Source organism: Candidatus Symbiopectobacterium sp. (assembly GCF_020054415.1).
Classification (GTDB): Bacteria; Pseudomonadota; Gammaproteobacteria; order Enterobacterales; family Enterobacteriaceae; genus Symbiopectobacterium.
This window is the reverse complement of the sequence record NZ_JAHWCO010000418.1, coordinates 1-19,051: the sequence shown is the minus strand read 5'-3', so window position 1 is coordinate 19,051 and position 19,051 is coordinate 1. Positions and strand designations below refer to the sequence as shown.

General features: G+C 57.1%; 6 protein-coding genes and 2 pseudogenes. 1 reads left to right on the top strand and 7 read right to left on the bottom strand.

All coding sequences use genetic code 11. From position 1 onward, the window contains the following. Positions 1-2: 2 nt before the first annotated feature. The 6 genes from QZ506_RS12270 to QZ506_RS12245 all read right to left on the bottom strand — a co-directional run bounded on the left by QZ506_RS12270 (position 3) and on the right by QZ506_RS12245 (position 18,658). Positions 3-764, bottom strand: coding sequence for an alpha/beta fold hydrolase (locus QZ506_RS12270; protein ID WP_291971381.1), 762 nt, complete (start codon positions 762-764; stop codon positions 3-5). After that, a complete protein-coding gene (locus QZ506_RS12265) occupies positions 761-1,840 on the bottom strand; it encodes a Gfo/Idh/MocA family oxidoreductase (RefSeq protein ID WP_291971379.1) in 1,080 nt (359 codons plus the stop codon). The genes QZ506_RS12270 and QZ506_RS12265 overlap by 4 nt, the downstream gene beginning before the upstream one ends. Then, entirely contained in the window at positions 1,837-2,961 is a 1,125-nt protein-coding gene (locus tag QZ506_RS12260; protein WP_291971378.1) for a saccharopine dehydrogenase NADP-binding domain-containing protein, read from the bottom strand. The genes QZ506_RS12265 and QZ506_RS12260 overlap by 4 nt, the downstream gene beginning before the upstream one ends. Further along, the gene (locus tag QZ506_RS12255; protein WP_291971376.1) at positions 2,958-8,372 is read right to left on the bottom strand and encodes a non-ribosomal peptide synthetase; all 5,415 of its coding nucleotides are present in this window, start codon (positions 8,370-8,372) and stop codon (positions 2,958-2,960) included. Before QZ506_RS12255 ends, QZ506_RS12260 begins: the two co-directional genes overlap by 4 nt. Further along, on the bottom strand, positions 8,369-18,013 hold the full coding sequence (locus tag QZ506_RS12250; RefSeq protein WP_291971374.1) for a non-ribosomal peptide synthetase: 9,645 nt from the start codon (positions 18,011-18,013) through the stop codon (positions 8,369-8,371). The genes QZ506_RS12255 and QZ506_RS12250 overlap by 4 nt, the downstream gene beginning before the upstream one ends. 324 nt (positions 18,014-18,337) lie before the next feature. After that, positions 18,338-18,658 carry a hypothetical protein gene (locus tag QZ506_RS12245; RefSeq protein WP_291971372.1) on the bottom strand — a complete coding sequence of 107 codons (321 nt, stop codon included), beginning with the start codon at positions 18,656-18,658 and terminating at the stop codon, positions 18,338-18,340. On the opposite strand from QZ506_RS12245, the pseudogene QZ506_RS12240 reads away from it, so the two are divergent. After that, positions 18,578-18,893: pseudogene (locus QZ506_RS12240) on the top strand (IS1 family transposase). The gene QZ506_RS12245 and the pseudogene QZ506_RS12240 overlap by 81 nt on opposite strands. 16 nt (positions 18,894-18,909) lie before the next feature. On the opposite strand, the pseudogene QZ506_RS12235 reads toward QZ506_RS12240, so the two are convergent. Next, positions 18,910-19,051 (bottom strand): annotated as a pseudogene (locus QZ506_RS12235) (IS110 family transposase); the annotation flags it as partial.

Here is a 19,051-nt window from a genome sequence, read left to right as displayed (position 1 = left end):
GTTTATCCTTTTGTACAAGGGGTGAGCGAGGAGAGAAATGCCTGCTGCACGGTGTCAACCACCGCATCCCGTTGCTGATTGATAAAGAAATGATCACCGGGGAAAATATGCACCTGACACGATGCTGAGGTGTAATCGGCCCAGGCACAGGCTTGATCGGCGGGAAGATCGGGATCGTCCCGTCCGGCAAGTACATCAATCGGGCAGCCAATCACAGGCGTGTTATGAGGTCGATAATTATCGATCAAGCGATAGTCACTGCGGATAATAGGCACCAGCAGCGCCGCCAATTCCGGCGACTCCACCAGCGCGTTGTTGCGCGGATTCAAACGACGCAGTTCGGCCAGAATATCGCTGTCACTGCTGCGATGAACCACGCTGTCTCGCGGGTGGTAACGGGGCGGCTGCCGACCAGAGATAAACAGATGTCGCGGCGGCATGCCCTGCGCTTCCAACTGGACCGCCAGCTCATGCGCAATCGCACCGCCCATGCTGTGCCCCAGCAATGCATAGGGTCGCGTCGCAATATCGTGTTGAAACTCAGTCATCAGCGTGGCCAGCAAGCGTGACATGTCATCGATAGTCGCTTCAGTAAAACGATCTTCTCGTCCTGGATATTGCACGGCAGCCACTGCGATCTGCGTATCAAACAGCGTTGCCCAGGCGCGAAATGCGCTGGCCCCGCCCCCGGCATAGGGCAGGCAAACCAGCAGCGGTTGCGACGCCGAGGGCGGAGAAAAAAAACGCAAGAAATGACATGTCATTCGGCCTCCTGTTGGCACAGTTTCTGGCACAGCGCCACCTCAGGTGGCGTAGCGGGTTCAATCAGCGCGGGGGGACCAAGCAGGGTTGAAATCTGGTGCCAACTGCGCGTGACGCTCAATGTCCAGGTGGATTGGCTCTGAGCCAACGCTGGATTTCCGATACTGGCGATAAAGGCATCCAGCGCCCGATTGATCGCCTGTGGCCATTGGGTATCGAACACCACGCGAAAGGTGTCAGGCTCACTGCCCGGCAAGGTGCTACTGCTCTGCGCCGCCAAGCGTTCTGTGCCCGGTCCGTCCAACACCAGACGGTGCGTGGCATCGCGGTGAGTGTGCAAGCGCGGCTGCCACAGTGCTGGACCGTGCGTATCCGCCAACGTCAGAACGCCGCTCTCTGTAGCTAGCATCATCCGATGAAGCAAAAAAGCATGGTTATCAGCATCCCCTGGATGGATCTGGTTTTGCACGCGCAGCGTGACCGGGACACCGCCGATATCTCCCTGAATTGTGGTGTAGGGGCCGCTTTGAGCAGGCTGCGCCAGCGTTAGTCGACAAGGTTGTAAACGCCCCAGCGCCCGCGCCGCCATATCCAGCCAGGGATACAGTACTTGTGCGCCACATCCCCCCTCCAGATAAGCGATCAGTTGTTGCTTGCGCAGCAACGCCGCTGCCTGCAAGAAACGCGTCACTGCACGCACATGGGGATAAAACGCATTGACGTCATAGCGCACACCATACTGATGCGCAGTACGAAAGCAGTGTGCCAGCTCATCAGGATGCAGTGGATGTTCCTGCAAAACGTGGATTCCACGGCGCAGCAGCGCACACGCGACCTCCGCACCGCTACCGCCGGACACCCCAGCGCGCACCACCACGCAGGCCAGCGTCACCGTATCCGGCAGCGCATCCACCGCGTGATAATGCGCGATGCCCAGCTCACACGCACAGCGTGCCGAAGCTTCAGAGCCGCGCGACAGGATCCCGACCAGTTCTATGTCCGGGTGTATCGCCAATGCGCGAAGATAAAAACGGCCAAATGCGGTGCCGCACACGACGGCCTTCATTTTGTTGGTCATAGCTTTCCCTCTTCGAGGCGTTCATCAGGCAGGTATTGGCGAATCTGCGTGCCCGGATGCAGACGGACAACGTCGTTAAAAGTTTGTGTCGCCATCAGGACGTCATCCGCGAAATGCACACCGGGGGCAATATCACCGCGCGATAACGCATTCACCGTGCTCACCGTAACGGCGGCGGTCAACGCAGCGCTGCTGTCGGTGGAGATCACCGCGCGGCGGCGCGGTGTGTGGTGGGGGATAAGATCGAACACCAGTCGGTAATACGGTGAGTGCCCCAGCAGATCGAGTTCGCTGGCCTGTTCAACCTGTGCCACCGCCTGCGCCAAGCGTTCAGCACTGTTGACCCAACCGCGTAAACCGGTCAGCGTCTCACGCAAGGAGCTGCCACTAAACACGTTATACCAGCGCAACTCGCGCAATTGATGACGTAAAGCCAGACGCTCGGCATCGCTACTGAGAAACGGAAGCAGCGTTACTTCACCGGGGAAATGCGCCAAATCATGATGCAATTCTGTCGGTAGCCGGCGTAAATGCGGCTCCCCCTTGACCCAGAAGGCGCTCGCTTCGCCATACCAGTAGCTACTGGCCGCCATCGTATCGTACTGATTGTTGACCGACAGCACCAGATCCCCTGCCGCCGCACCGCGTACGCTTTCACGCCCGCCGCTGTATACAGTAATGGCATCATCAGGCTGCACGCCCAGCCAGTCAGGCATCAAATTGGCCAATCCCGGCAACATGCCAGCCGAGAGCACTGCGGTCCAGCCCCGCGCGCTGGTCGGAGTTTGTTGCAGCAAATGCCATACCGGTGCATCGCCGGATACATCGATATAATGTGCACCAGCCAGTGCGGCACTGCGCGCAACCCGATCGAGCACCAGGTAGGACGGTCCCGCACAGTTCACCACCAGTGCGCACCCCTTACAAAAGGCATCCAGTTCCTCTTGCTGATAGAGATCGACCACCTGAGCCTGCGCGTTGACCCGCTGCGCTAGCGTTTGCAGTGCCTCGGACTGTCTGGCTCCGAGACGTAATGAGTATCCTGCCGCGCCTAGCCAGTGGGTAACTTCTCGTCCTATACTGCCTGTCGCCCCCAGAATAGCGATGCAAAACCGCTTCACAGCGCCTCCTCCGTGCGGGCGTGCCGTGCTATACAGTCAGCCAGAGACGCGGCGTGTTGCTGCGTGATGCAACTAAAATGATCGCCTGGCGTGTCCACTACGGTCAGATCGCCAAGGCTAAGACGTTGCCAATAGTCGGTGACATCCTGCGGCGTACCCGGCAACAGTGGATCGCTCGCACTGTTACGTATCAGCACGGTTTTTCCCGTCCAGGGTGCAGGCTGATGTTCCCCCACGGCGGCCATGCAATGATGGAACAGCGCGTGGCGCTCAGCAAACGCCTGCACTTCACCTTCGGGAGCAAGGTAGGCCCCCTGCTCATCACCGCTGGTTTGCAAGGCGCGCAGTCGCTCACTCAGCGGTTTCATCGCCCATTGGCTCAGCGCGTCGCCGACGGGCTGATAGGCCTCTGGCAAGCGGTCGAATGCACCAGCGGGGATGTGGGACGGCGTTTCGCGCAGCACGTGATGAACAACCTCTGCCAGCGTCGATTCCGATGGCAAACGTAACGCTTCCATGCATCCTCCGTGTGAACGCGCAAACACATATTCAACCAGACGCGCATCGTCCACGCGCGGCGGCTGCCAAGCGCTGATCACCACCAATTGTTGCACACCGACGCCGCGCTCACTGAGCTGACGAGCCATTTCTGCTGCCAGCAATCCCCCAAAACAGTAGCCGATTAGCGTGAAGCGCTCTCCGAGTTCACACAGTGCATCGACATACTGTCCTGCCAGCCGCACTAACGCCTGTGACGGTGGTAACGCCATAAACGCTGTCGGAGAAGGCAGTTCAATCCCAATCCCGCGGGAATAGAAGGATTTATCCAATACCGGCAACAAGCAACGGTAGGGCTGCATATCGCCACTTCCCGCATGTAACAGCACACAGGGTGGTGTCGACGCGCTCGCCGTTTCCCATAAGGTCACCAGCGGAACTTGTTCAGGTGAAACCACCGTTTGTGTTTTTTCCACCTGACGCAGCCGTGCAGAAAGGGCTTTCAACGTGGGTTCTTGCAGTAAGTGACGCAGCAAACTGCCCCATGTCAGAACGCTGGCCGCAGCGACGCGCTCCCGCAGTCGGCCAATCATGCGCGACAGCAATAGAGAATCGCCGCCACAAGCATAAAAATCTGCGTCCCGCGTGACGATTTCCGTGTCGAGTACATCGCTCCAGATGGCGGCAATATCATGTTCCAATGCGTCATACAGCGCATCTCCTTGCGCCTGCGATGCCTCGATTGACGCGTGGCTCACCAGCATTTTCGCTAGCGCCAGCCTGTCTATTTTGCCACTCGCATTGCGCGGCAAAGCATCCCAGACATGCAACTGTGTCGGAATCATGTACGCCGGTAAACACGTTTTCAGGTACGCTCGCAGGCGTGTATCGCACACCGCGGCGCGATCGGTTTTAAACTGAGCGATAAAGACGCCCTGTCCCGACGTTGCCAAAGCACTGTGCGCAGCGGGTGAGCAGTCAAGCAGCGTCGCCCCCGCCTGCTGCAATAAATCGAGCCACTGTTCACGAGTAAAGAAGGTCTGATCGGTCTCCGCGCGCAGATCGGTAAACCCGGTCAGTTCGGGGAAAAACTCCATCGACACTAACAGCGGGTAGTTATGACGTCGTACCGGTTCAATGAACACCAGAATGCCACCCGGAGTCAGCAGTTGCGCCAAACCGGCCAGCACTTCGCCCGCATGTCGCGCATTGTGCAAGACGTTGGCGCAGAGGATGACGTCCATGCTATTGGCCTGCATCCCCTGCGACGCAGCGGGCAGGTTCATATCAAACAGTCCGTAGTGCATACCGTCGTAGTCAGCAAAGTGTTTACGCGCTTCTGTCAGGAAGAACGTCGACAAATCGGTAAACCAGTATTCAGTACCATAGGCCTCCAGAGCAGGAACCAACTCGCTGGCCGTTCCCGCCACCCCTGCCCCCACTTCCAGCAGGCGCAATGGGCGATCGCACTGCTTCGCAAATTCGGTAATGGCTGCAATAGCAATGGCATTCATGCTGCGGCTCGCCACGTTATCACGATAAGAAGCCTGCGCCGTCGACAGTTCACCCTGTGGAAACAACAGCCCGCGCACATCCCGCTCACCGCGCAACAGCCCTGCCAGATCTTCACTACACGCCCTGATGTAATCCAACGTTAGACTGCCATAGCGAGTACGCTGTTCGAGGCGGTCAACCTGTTGCCAGGCGTCATCAAGCGCCGCTTTATCGCTAGCAATCAGGTCACGGTAATGACCTTGCGCATCGCGCGTTAACGCCCGAGCGCCAACCAAGGCATCCAACCAACGACGCAGCAAGCGTTGATGGGTCTGCGCCACGTGGGTTGCCTGATATATCTCGTTCAACGAGTGACGATCCTCTTCCGTACCGAATAACCCATCGGCACGTAAGCGGGCTGCCATCGCCAGCATTGCTACCCGGTCCGCCGCTGCCATCAGCGCCGTGAACGCCGGCGCATCCATATCCCGTTCAAGCTGTTGCGCACAGTCACGAGCGGCATCTGTCACCGAGGTGACGGCGGACTGCTGTCCGGCAGCAGTTTCGACCACACCGTGCAACGACCCCTCTGCAGTCAACAGCGCTACGCCATCCGCAACTGCCGGATGTTGGCGCAGCGTTGCGGTGATCTCGCCCAGTTCCACCCGATGGCCGTGGATTTTCACCTGCTGATCATAACGACCAAGAAATTCAATGCGACCATCGGGCCAATAGCGTCCTCGGTCACCGGTAAGGTAGCGGCGTTCACCATTACGCGCGATAACAAAACGTTGCGCGGTTTTTTCGGCATCCTGCCAGTATCCGTCAGCCAGACTGGCTCCGGCGATGGCGATTTCTCCTGCCACCCAATCGGGACGGTCATTCATGGCATCGTCAAGAACGTACAGGCGCTGGTTGGCGAGGGGCGCACCATAAGTGGCATGAGTCCAGTGCGCCTCAAGCGTATTGACCGGGCAGCACACAGACCAAATACCCGCCTCAGTGGCCCCACCCAGAGCGAACAGCTCAGCAGATGTCTGTAACGCCGCTAGCGATTCCGTCAGGCTACGCGGCACCAAATCCCCGGAAACTAGCGCCACGCGCAGCGGTGTCAACGGTTGCCGGACATCGCACAGCATCTGCAACTGTGACGGCACACTGTTCCACAAGGTGATGTCATGACGCTGGATTTGTAGCACCCAGTGCGCCGGATCGCCCTGCTGCGCAGCGTGGGGATAGACCAGACGCCCTCCGGCGGCCAGCACCCCGAACAGGTCGTAAACGGAGAGATCGAAGGAAAGATTAGCCAGCGCCAGCATCGCATCCTGCGGCCCCATGGCAAAGCGGTGGTTGATGTCGGCCAGCGTATTCCAGGCAGCCCGATGAGACACAACGACGCCTTTCGGTGTGCCGGTAGAACCTGAGGTATAAATCAGGTACGCAGGCTGCTCAGGTGCCACTGACACCGGCGTGAAATCGAGCACTGGCGGTTCACACCGCCAGTCAAGCACGTTGATACATGCGGGAAGCGAGGTAGGCTCATCGGCAATGGCCCAAGCAATGTCTGCATCTTGCAACATAAGGTCACGGCGCGCCGTCGGTTGATTCAGGTAAAACGGCACATAGCATCCCCCGCACAGCAGAGTTGCAAGCACGGCCAGCGCCTGTCCCCGCCCCTTGTCACAGAAAATGGCAACCCGCTGCGAAGGCTGATGCCCCGCCTGCTGCAGCCGTGCAGCCAGCCCAGTGGCCTGTGCCAGCAGTTGTTGGTAGCTCAGTGCACCGTGCTCATCAATAACTGCGATAGACTCGGGACGTCGTTCAGCCTGCGCCACAATCCCCTGATGGAGTAACTGGGTCGGGTAAATCTTACAGGACGCGTTGGCATACTGACGCGCATGGAACAATGTGGCAGGCAGCGACACCGGGCGAATCTGTTGCATACAGCACTCACCTTCTTCAATTAACCGATTGATAAAACTGCAATACACTTCGAACGCTTGCTCAATCAGAGCCGGGGGAAACAGCGACTCGCGCGAATCCCACGCCAGCAGGATCCCTTCTGGCTGTTCCACCACCTGGCAATCGATTAATACCTGGGGCGTTTGAGTCATGCCTTGAACAATGTAATAGCAGGCCTTTTTCCCATCGCGGTTTGCACGTTGCCCTAACGTGCTGGTAAATACCACGGGCATTAACTGGGCTTCCCCGCGACGTCGAGAAAGCGCTCTGAGCAGTTCCAACCCGGAGTAGCTGGCGTGATCCATCGCATCACACAGGCGCTGACTGAGCACACGCAGTTGCTCACCAAACGGAACAGCACCTTGTAAATCAACGTCAAGCAGCACGGTGTCGGTAAAATCACCCACCACGCGCTGGATATCGGGATGCTGTTGGTCGCGCCGAAACACGGGCAAATTTAACGTGAAATGACGCTGTTGACTGTACAGTGCCAGCACCTGCGCAAACGCCCCGAGCAACAGTACGCTCAACGTCACCTGATGTTCTCCAGCAAGTACGCTAAGTTGTCTGACCTGACTCGTCGACAGCCGTCGATGACGGCGCAGAAACGGCGCATCAGCCGCGGCTTCGGCCAGCGGCAGTTGCGGTGCGTCTGGCAGCGTATCAAGGCGCGCCAACCAATAGTGTCGATCGTCTCGATAGCGTTTTCCTTCACGTGCGGCGCGCCGCGCAATAACGCAGTCACGAAAAGTAATATCCGGTGCAGGGGGAAGCTGTTCAGGATTGAATAACAGCAGCGCAAGCTCATCGACCAATAGATAGAGGCTGGCCGCATCCAACGCGATCAGTTCAACAGCCAACATCAACTGCGTCTCTCGGGCCAACCGGACCGCATGCGCCGCGAACAGCGGCCAGGTGGCGTAGTCGGCCGGGGCTGACAACAAGGTACCGCGTAGCCGCTCCACGGCGCGCTGCGCCGGTTCAGTGCCAAGATGGCGTAGATCGCTGGTGGGCAACGCAAAATCAGGCACCGTTGACAGGACACGCTGAAAGCCTTCCTCTTTCACTACCACCCGTAACATGTCATGGCGCGCAATCAACTGCTGCAATGCCTGCTCCAGCCGCGTGTGCTCCAGTGCCAGCGGAAAACTCACAGCAAGAAAACCGCGACACGCCAGACCGCCGTAAGTAAAAGCGCTGTGACGCCCGATCAGCCACGCCTGCTGAGTTTCCGTTAGGGGGAATGGCGTAAAGCGGCCCTGACGATCGCAATGAATCGCCTCGTTCTCATTCCTACTTGCCAGATAGACCAACAGCGCAGACTTGTGTTCGCGCAGCTCTTCTTTCACCGTTTCACTCAAGGTTCCAGCAGGCGCACGAAAGTGCAGATTATTCCCTTCGCTCCACAACTCGATGCCTTCTAATTCCAGCGTGGCAACAAAATCGGCGATATTCATAGCGATCCCTCCTCCATTCGAGCTCGGTCGGCTAAATGCCTTTCAACGCAGGCACACAGGCCAGATAAGGTGGCGTCAGAGAAAAACTCCCTTATGGTCAGATTGATAGAAAATCGTTCGCACACCTGAGCGACTAGCTTTGTCCCCAGCAACGAGTTACCGCCCGCGCGGAAGAAGGAATCCGTGCCCGATGGCAGTGGCCCTTCCACGAGTTGTTGCCACAACGCGGCAATCGTATGCTTCAACTCACTGATTTTCTTGATCTGGTGGGACGCTGAGCTCGGTGACGACATGGCTAACTGACGCCTGTCGATTTTCCCGCTGGGCGTCAGCGGCCAGGTGGTAACAGCCGATATTTCCCCAGGAATCGCATAGCCCGGCAAGGTGATACGTAGTTCATGGTGTAGTGCGCTTAGAAGCGCCTTGATCTCTTCTTCAGCAGCATCCATCTGGACATAAGCGTGCAGTCCTGCCGTAGCACCCTCGCCCTGCACTACGGCAACCGCGTGACGTACCTGTGGATGACGCAGCAAGATGGATTCAATTTCACCCAGTTCAATTCTGTGACCCTGTAACTTAATCTGATTATCGATGCGTCCTAAAAACTCCAGCACACCGTCTGGGCGGTAGCGTCCGCGATCGCCAGTGCGATACCAGCGCCACGGGTAATCACCATTGAAGTGCAACGCCGTCAAACGCGCATCCGCACAATAGCCGCGCGCTACCCCCAATCCGCCAATCCACAGTTCGCCGGGTACCCAGTCAGGCGTGTCATTGCCCAATGCGTCCACTACGCGGAAGCGCTGATTCCTCAGTGGGAAACCGTAGGGAACCGTGTAGCACCCTTCCGGTAACGGTGACGACATTGGCCATATCGTGGACCAGATAGCGGCCTCTGTGGCCCCGCCCAACGCAAACGCCTGCGCTGACGGCGCGGGCGTACGCAACTGCTCGCCGCTGTCAGGATCCACCCAATCTCCCGACAACAAGGCAATACGTAGGTCGGGTAGCGTCACTTGCCGCGCACAAGCCAGGGTGTGCAGAATATCGAACAGCGACGGCACACTATTCCATATGCTGACACCGTGGGTAGACATCAACGTTAACCATCGGTCCGCATCATGGTGGGGCGAGTCCTCCGCCAACACCAATAAGCCCCCCACACTCAGCGCAGCGAACAGATCAAACACCGACAGGTCGAAATCCAGCGCGGAAACGGCCAGAAAGACATCTTGTGCCGATATATCAAGTTGCTGACACACTGCTTCCAGCGTATTGAGTACATTACGGTGTTCAATCATCACGCCTTTGGGTTCCCCGGTGGTTCCGGAGGTAAACAGCACGTAGGCGAGCGTATCGTCCGACGGAATGATCGGTGCCGTTAACGGCGCGTTGTCACGCAATGAAGCCAGCGAGTAGGTCGGTATGGAGAACGAAAGTTCGTTGTCGCAGATGACGGCCTTCGCTCGCCCCTTACGGCAGAGCAGTTCGTGGCGCGCGGCGGGATGAGCCTGATTGAGAGGCAAGTAGGCCGCCCCTGCTGCGAGGATACCGAGCAACGCCACCACGCGCTCGCTACCTGGCGTCAAGCACAGTGCGACACAATCACCCGAGTGGATGCCGCGGCGTAGCAGTCCGGCCGCAACCGTGAGCGCCTGTTCACACAGCGCTCCGTAGCTCAGGTAGCCGTTCACACTATCCCACAGCGCCGGACGCTCAGGCCGCTGCTGCGCTTGGCTGAAAAAGGCATCATGCAACACCCGATGGCTTGGCATCGGACCACCGGTTGTGTTGGCTTGGAGTCGTATCTGGCGCTGCGCAACGGGCAAATCCCTAATCGGCGGCGCAAGCCAGTCGTTGCCTGCTAACGCGCGCAATGTGTGACAGTACCAGGCAAACATCTGCTCGACCATGTCGGGCAAAAACAGCTCTTCCAGATAATCCCAACTGAGCAACACACCGTCGGCTAAGTCAATAGCCTGATGATCAAGCCACACCTGCGGCGTTTGCGAACTGGTATAGTTCGGCCAAGGCACCGCTTTAGTCAGCGCATAGGCCACCCCCAGCATACTGGTGAACACCACCGGTGCGGATTGCATCTCATTGCCTGTCCGCTGTGCCAGCGCACGCTGTACCGAAATAGCGGACACTGATGCATGGCCAAGATCGCGCCACACTTGTTCCTGCAACCGCTGGGCGTGCCTTAGCCAGCTCTCGGCGTTATCGGCGTGATACTCTGCCAGCGTTAGCGAGGTAAAATCCCCTACTACACGGTTGATATCGGGATGAAGCGGCTGGCGATCGAACTGCGTCAAGGTGATTACCAACGCTTTTTGCCCACTCCACCGACTCAGCGTTTCCGCAAAACTGGTCAAGAGCAGCACCGAAGGGGTAATTCGCGCCTGACGCGCGCGATCACTGAGCTGTCGCCACAGTGCGGGCTCGAGTTGCGCTTCCAGTCGACGAAAACGTGGCGTAATGATGGCAGCAGGCAGCATACGTGTCGGCAATGCAGGCGCAGGCGGCAACGCATCCAAGCGCTGCTGCCAATAGACGATATCTTCTTCCGTCTGCCCCTGCTGCGCGCGCCAGCACTGATAATCGCGAAATTGTATCGCCAGCGGGGGGAGTTCGGTCTCCGGATTTTGGTAGCATTCGAACCATTCACTAAACAGCGTCAACATGCTTAAACCATCGACAATCAAATTATCGAACAACACAGCCAGTCGCGATTTCCCTGCACCATAGTCAATCAACGTAATGTCGTAGAGCCTGCCGCTACCTGCAGACAGAGTCTGATGCGCCATTCGGTTTCTGAGCAGCGCCAACTGTGCTGACGCATCCGTCAAATGCCGTAAATCATGGTAACGGAAGTAAAAATACGGAACTTCTTCCATGATGGACTGCTGACCATCCTCGCCGATAACGCAGCGCAGCATGTCGTGCCGTGTGACCAACTGGTTCCAGGCTTGCTCAAGACGCATCAGATTGGCGTGTTGCAGTTCGTATTCGTGGTAGCACTGGGCGGCGATACCGCCCAGTACGAACCCGTCTCGTCGTCCCAGCCAATAGGCCTCCTGTACGTCATTCAGCGGGAACGGGTGATAACGCTGCGCAACATCGTGGTGTAAACGGATCTGTTGTTCGGGCGTAACGTCCCGCAACGTTGCAGCAAACGCGTGCAGCACCGGATGGCGAAACAATGACGCCAGCGAGCCATGAAACCCCTCCTGGGGCAGGCGGCTGATTAGCCGGGTAGCTATCAGGCTATCGCCCCCGAGAGCAAAAAAGTTCGCCTCACGGGTAACAGTGTCCAGATCGAGCAATGCGCCCCACAGCGTAGCCAGCACCTGCTCTGCCTGGCCGACGGGAAGTCCCCCCGCCCGTTCATCACGCAGTCCATTCAGATAGGACTGCACCTCGTCACAAATTGCGGCTCGTTCAATTTTGCCATTGTCCGTCAAGGGCACACGGGCGATACGTATCAGGTGTTCAGGCACTTCATACTCAGGTAACCACGCCTGTAGCGCCTGTTTGATGCTCGCCATCTCGGTGGCCTCAGGACACACCAGCGCAGCGGCTACCTGTTGCGAAGGGGCTTCGACTACCACAACAACCGCTTCATCTACCTCCGGCAGTCGCGTTAAAGCGCCTTCAATTTCCGCCAGTTCAATACGATATCCACGGACCTTGACTTGACCATCGGTGCGCCCGCAGAAAATCAGCACACCGTCATCGCGGTAGTAGGCCAGGTCGCCGGTGCAATACCAAGTCGCCCCCTGCCGTACGACAAACTTCTCCGCACTGCGTTGCGCATCACCGATGTAACCGTCCGCAAGCCCAGCACCACTGATCCACAGTTCCCCTTTCACACCATTCGGGCAATCGCGTTCCTGTCCATCCACCACCCGACAGCGCATGTTCGCCAGCGGCTCGCCATACGGTGCCGCAGGCCACCATGGTTCATCCGGAGTGACTATGTAGCAGGTAGCGTGGATTGCCGCCTCTGTCATGCCGCCCAGGGCCGCAAAGTGCGCTTGAGGTGCAAATGCCCATAACTGATGTGGCAAGGGGTACAAGATTCGATCGCCGCCCACCATTACCAGCCGCAGCGACTGCGGCACCCCCCGGTCATGGGCCGCAATGGTCAACATCTCCACCTGCGCAGGCACCGCGCTGATAACGCTAACCTGCCAGCGTGCCATCAACATCGTCCACGCGGCCGCATCGCGCCACTGAGGCTCTTCGACCACGGCCAGCGAAGCACCGATGCTGAGGAAGGTGAAAATATCAAAGGCCGACAGATCAAAATCCAGTGCAGAAAGCGTAATGGAACGATCGCTGACGCTGAGATCAAAACGCCGGGCGACGGCATCAATGGTATTGGCAACCGCCCCATGGCTCACTACCACGCCTTTTGGTGCGCCAGTACTACCGGAGGTAAAAATAACGTAGATCGGCGCATAATCCGGCTGGATGATAGGTTCTTGCAACGGGGTGCAGGCCAACGCAGTGCTGAGCGCCACGACGGAAGACACGGCAGGCCAATCGAGGTTCGTCAGGCTCACATCGTCAGTCAGAACCCAACGCACCTGAGCTGCCTGGTAAATATGCTCACGACGCGCCAGCGGTAATGCGATATTGCAAGGGACATAGCAGCCTCCCGCCGCCAGCACCCCTAACACCGCGACAATCTGCGCCGCCCCCTTGCGGTGGGTAATGGCCACCTTGTCGCCTTGCTGTATGCCCTGTTGCACCAGATACGCTGCCACGCTCAACGCCTGACGCGTCATCTCACCGTAATGCATCACGCCATGATCGCCCCACACCAGTGCCGTCGCTTGCGGGGCACGTTGCGCCTGAGTAAAAACGCGCAGGTAAGGCGCGGTGTTATCACCGAAATCCATCGCCGTTTGATTGATCTGCGCCCTTAGGCGCTGCTGTTCGACAGGAAGCGACAGCGATATCGGCTGGCGCCAGTCCGCCTGTACCAAGCTTTCAACCAGATGACAGTATGTGGCAAACAGACTGTCGATAATGCCGGGAGGAAACAGGGCTTCCACCACGTCCCACTCCAGCAGCAGACACCCATGCGATTCGCTGACTTTGGCATCGAGCCATACCTGCGGCGTTTGCGTCAGCGTGTAGTGCACACGGGGAAACGCATCCGACAGCGCCATCGACGCATCCTTTTCCAACCCGAGTACACTGGTAAACACTACGGGCATCGTAGGCATGCTTTGGCCGTGATAACGGGCCAGTTCGCGTAGCACCTGCACGCCTGAAAACTGCCGGTGGCTTAGCCCTTCCCCCACCTGCTGCTGCAACTGCATAGTCGCCTGACAAAAATCTTTCCCCTGCGCAGTTTCATAACCGAGCAACAGGATGGAAGCGAAATCCCCCACTACACGGTTAATATCGGGATGCAGTGGCTGCCGATCGAACAGCGTAAAATTCAGTGCCAGCGCAGACTGACTACTCCAGTACGCCAGCACTTCACCATAGGCCGCCGCCAGCGCCACGCTGGCAGTGATGCCATGCTGCTGCGCCTGTGACATAAAACGCTGCCATGATTCTGCGGGCAACACGTAGCGCCTGCGCTGGAAGCGGGGCTTAGCAATCGTTTCAGGCCTCACCGCCAACGGCAAAGCGGGCGCGGCAGGCAACGTTGCCACTCGCTCCAGCCAGTAGGCTTTCGCCTGTGGCATCAACGCCGCACCCTGCTCGGCCTGAACACATTGATAATCCCGATAGTGGATACGCAATGCGGGCAGTGTCGCCGTCGGATTGCGGTACAATGCATCCCATTCAGTGAACAGGATCATGATGCTACGGCCATCGAACATCATGCTATCGATGCTGACTATCAACCGCTGGCGCGCATCACCCCCTTGCTGATAATCCACCACATGAATGGAAAACAGCGGCCACTCATGCACATCGTAAACCCAGTGCGACAGGGTATCGCGCCAAGTCTGCAATGTGCCTTCAACATCGTCACCGGCGGTATGACGGTCAATGCGATAAGTCCGCGTATCGGGTAGCACCTGCTGCTCCCCGGTGTCGGTCACCACCGCACGCAGCATGGCGTGACGCGAGATCAGCTGTTGCCAGGCGGTTTCAAGGCGTGCGACATCCAGCACTTTACCATCAAATTCGATATAGAAATGCGAGCCAACGCCGCCCAGCGTCATCTGTTCACTGCGGCCAATCCAGAAGGCGCGCTGAATGTCACTGAGTGGGAAGGGTTGATAGCGTGCGGCATCATCGGCGACCAACACTGGCAGTGAAACGGCATCGTCTGCTTGAACATAATGGCAAAAATCGCGCAACTCAGGGGAAGTGAATAAGGCATGCAAGGGTGCGCTCAGTTGCCGTTCGCGTAACGCCGCAATCAAACGCGTGGCAATAAGGCTGTCACCACCCAGAACGAAGAAATTATCCTCACGGCTGACGCTGTCGACGTTCAGCAGCGTGGCCCACAGCGCGGCAACCTGCCGTTCGATATCGTTTTCAGGGGCGCTGCGCGCGGTGCGTGCCAGAGTAATCTGCGACGCGACGATGCGTTCTACGCTCGCCCGGTCTGTCTTGCCGTTTTCCGTTACCGGCAGCACGGGTACAACCACGTAGTGTTCAGGAATGGCATAGCGTGGCAGCAGCGGCTGTAACCAGCCTTGCCAGACGCTGGCGCCGTTATTTTCATCGGTTACCAGCGTGGCACAAAGTTGACGGGCCGCCTGTGTTACCACCGTCACGCAGGCGTTGTGAATGGCAGGATGGCGCATCAGTGCCGCTTCCACTTCCCCGGGTTCGATACGGTGCCCGCGAATATTTATCTGCTGGTCATTACGTCCAAGATAGTCAATGGTACCATCGGGCCAATAGCGTGCGCGGTCGCCGCTGCGATACCAACGTCGCCCGGCACACTCCACAAATTTTTCTGCGGTGCGCTCCGCATCGTTATGATACCCCAGCGCCAATCCTGGGCCGCTGACCCACAGTTCACCGGCCATCCAGGGCGGGCAATCTCGCCCCAAAGCATCAACAATACGGCAATACATGTTGGGTAAAGGTGTACCAAAAGGCACCGTCGTCCAGCGCGGATCGTCGGCATGCAGCACGAAAAGCGTGGAGTGGATTGCGGCTTCCGTCATGCCCCCTAACCCGACGAAAGGTGCTCCCGCGGTGCGCCGCCACCAGCGCTCTGCCAATGCTACAGGAATACGATCGCCCCCCAACATAACCAGCCGGGCAGAAGATAATGGTGTGTCTCCGGCAGCAGTGAGGATCATCTCCAACAGCGCAGGCACACAACTGATGATGCTGACATCATAGCGCTGTATCAGAGTCAGCCATTCATGGGCATCCCGGCGTTGGTGTTCGTCAACCGCCGCAAGCCGGGCACCGCGGCTCAGACAGGAGAAGATATCGTAAGCAGAGAGATCGAAATCAAGCGCTGATAGCGTGATGGTACAATCGCTGGGTGTGACAGTGAAATGCGCATCAACGCCGTCCACTGTATTGGCAACCGCTCGGTGCGAAACCGCGACGCCTTTCGGTTCGCCGGTGGTGCCTGAGGTAAAGATGACATACATCGCCTGCTGATCATCCACCTCGGCCGGTGCCGCAAGTGGCAACGCCTGCAACCCCTGCACCAGCGGAAACACCGGAATCCCCTGCGGCCATTCAGGCTGATAGATACGGCGAGAGTCGCAAAGCACCAACGCTACATTTGCCAGGCTGTATACGGCTTCGCGGCGTACCAGCGGAATATCGATACCGCAGGGAACGTAGGTTGCACCCGCAGCCAGGGTTCCTAATACCGCCATCACTTGATCCGGCCCTTTCCCCATACTGATCGCGACGCTGTCACCCGTTTTGATGCCCTGCTCCTGAAGAAAACGTGCGATGCACAAGGCGTTTTGTGCCAATTCTCCATAATGCAGCACACCGTGCTCACCCCACTGCAAGGCGATGGCATCGGGTTCTCGCTCAGCTTGCATGAAGAACCGGTGCAGCAGCGTCGGCGCACTGGCAGGTTCGATAATCTCTGGCGGCCAGGGTGCTACCGGCGGTGGCACTGGCAGCGGGCGCTGCCAGCACGTTATATCGTCAAGCAACGCGTGTACCTGTTGCTGAAACCCGTCGAACATGGCATCAATCACACCGGGTGCAAACCTGTCAGTACGCACATCCCAATTCAACATTATGCCGTTCAGGTATTCCGTAGCCTGTGCGTCAATCAACACCTGCGGCCCCTGAGAAACAGACCATACCGGCTCTCCTAACACCGCGCGCACTTGCGGTTCAAAGAGATCGCCCAGTGCTAATGCGCTGGTAAACACCACCAGAGCTAGGCTGGCATTGCTCTGCTGTTGCCGCGACAGATCGCGTAACACATCAACGCCACTCCACGCCGTATGAGCCAACGCCCGATGAAGTTGGGTTTGCAGTTGACGCGCTTGCTCGATAATGCTCGCGGCACTCCCCGGTTCAACGCTAATCAGCACCGAGCTGGAAAAATCCCCCACCAGCAGATCGGCATCTTCTATCTCTTCATCACGGGAAAATACCGGCAGGTTCAACAGAAAGGGAGCCCCGCCACTCCATAGGCCAATACACTCACCAAAGATCGTTGCCAATACTACAGGGACGCTCAGCCCGGATTGGTGACTCATTGTCGTCAATTGCTGCTGCTGCGTAGGATTCAGCCACAGATAGCGTCTTTCGGTTACCGGTGAGGTTTTTTCTGATGACTGAAGGGGCAAGGTAAGTGATGTTGCCAAGCGCGATAACTGTGTTTGCCACCAAGCTCTGTCATGCTCACGACGGTGTTGATGCTTCTTTTGCCAGCGTTGTTGGTAGTCACGATAGCTTGTCCTCAACGGTGGTAACACATAATCCAGTTGGCGGTAGCCTAGCGCCAACTCACGCAGCAAGATACGCAAGCTCGCGGCATCGCCAGCGATCATATCTAAATCGATATGCAGCCGACTGTCTCCTGTTGGCAGCAGCGATAACGCCAACATCAGCGTCTTACCATTGGCGATATCCAACTGCTGATGTGTATAGCGCTGACGCAATGCGGCCAAACGTCCGTGGCATTGCTCCCCAGACAGTTCGCGCAAATCATTAATCTGTAGCTGACAAGGACTATCTGGGGCAATGTGCAGACGCGCATCCTCATCGATACGCAACCGCAGCATGTCATGCCGTTGAATCAGGCGGTGCAGCGCACTCGCCAGCCGTTCTGGATCGAGCGCTTTGCCATCCATCTCAGCATAAAAATGAGCGCTTACGCCCCCAAGCTGTTGCCGCTCGTTACGCCCAATCCAAAAAGCATGCTGCATAGTGGCAAGTTCGAACCCTGGCGTATCGCACTGCTGTGCATCAGCATCGGCCACCGCGCGATACGCTTCGGCAGCAGATATCACCTGACGCCACTCTTTTACGGTCCGTTTACCGATAAAATCCGAGAAAGTGACGGCGATCCCCTCGCGCCGTAACCATGTCGCGGCACGCATGGTGCGCATCGAGTCCATACCATAGTGCATCAGATTCCTGTCGTCGCGTAATGCTGCTTCGGGAACATCGAGTATCCTGCTCAATAAAGGGATCAACAGCGCATCCTTTTTGGCCATCTGGTTCACTCTCCTTTTGCTTGCAGAAGTCCAACTCCGGCTTGACTCACTGACAGAGACCTATGATGTTTATTTATTACGGACAAGATCATGTTTTATAAGCTATGCTAAAAGACATTCGTCTATGCGTTGAGCCAAAATAACGGCAACGTTGAGATTTCTGCATTCATAAAACAGGAATACATTGTTCAAATCTGTCACTTTCAACCTCTGTAATATGCTATTCCTCACTTTTTGTTGGATTTTTCCGTCACACAATAAATATTCATATCCTGCCTATAAGCACGCAGGAAAATATAAGCCGGCACATTATTCTTCTTTTATTTACCGTGCGCAGAAGCGCGAGCGGTAGCAGGCGTTCTGCTTTACAGTCATAAAATATAACCTGACGATATTTTTTCGCGTCGAGGGATCCGCTACGGTTGATAGCAGGCAATCCATGGTGAGAAGTGAGATGACAACCCGTAAACCTGCGCCAGAAGCGCACTGTAGTACCAAGACACTGGTCGTGTATTCAATATGTTGATTGCAGTGTAAAATGTCCGGTTTTGGATGTGGAGTACAGTGGCTAAAGTTGATGTAAGATGCCCGTTTTGTGAACAGACATCTCCTGTGAAAAAACACGGTTATGGCAAAAGTGGCCATCAGCGTTAACGTCGTCAGTCATGCAAACACGGATGGCTACAGGGCTTACAACGACGAACTTCCAAAAGTAAAACACATTGTTAGCAAGCTGTATACACAGCGTATTGAGTGTGCGCATCTGACACTGCGTAACCGATTGCAACGGCTCAATCGCAAGACGCTCGGATATTCAAAATCATCCGAAATGCATGATAGGATCATCGGTACTTACATCGAACGCGAGTACTACGTTTGATGCTACATCAGCTCATTAGCAGAAAACCGTGGATCTGGTTAGTGGTTTTTACTTTATCTCTGATAAGAGATTCCCTGACCCGATGCAGTGCTCGCATCGCCTGCTGAACCTCAGTTTTCGGCTGAACAAAACGCATTGACGGCCGGGATGCAGCTTCA

Coding starts and splice junctions, on each gene's coding strand:
- QZ506_RS12270 (WP_291971381.1), bottom strand. CDS start 764: ATGACATGTCATTTCTTGCGTTTTTTTTCTCCGCCCTCGGCGTCGCAA.
- QZ506_RS12265 (WP_291971379.1), bottom strand. CDS start 1,840: ATGACCAACAAAATGAAGGCCGTCGTGTGCGGCACCGCATTTGGCCGT.
- QZ506_RS12255 (WP_291971376.1), bottom strand. CDS start 8,372: ATGAATATCGCCGATTTTGTTGCCACGCTGGAATTAGAAGGCATCGAG.
- QZ506_RS12250 (WP_291971374.1), bottom strand. CDS start 18,013: ATGGCCAAAAAGGATGCGCTGTTGATCCCTTTATTGAGCAGGATACTC.
- QZ506_RS12245 (WP_291971372.1), bottom strand. CDS start 18,658: ATGGCCACTTTTGCCATAACCGTGTTTTTTCACAGGAGATGTCTGTTC.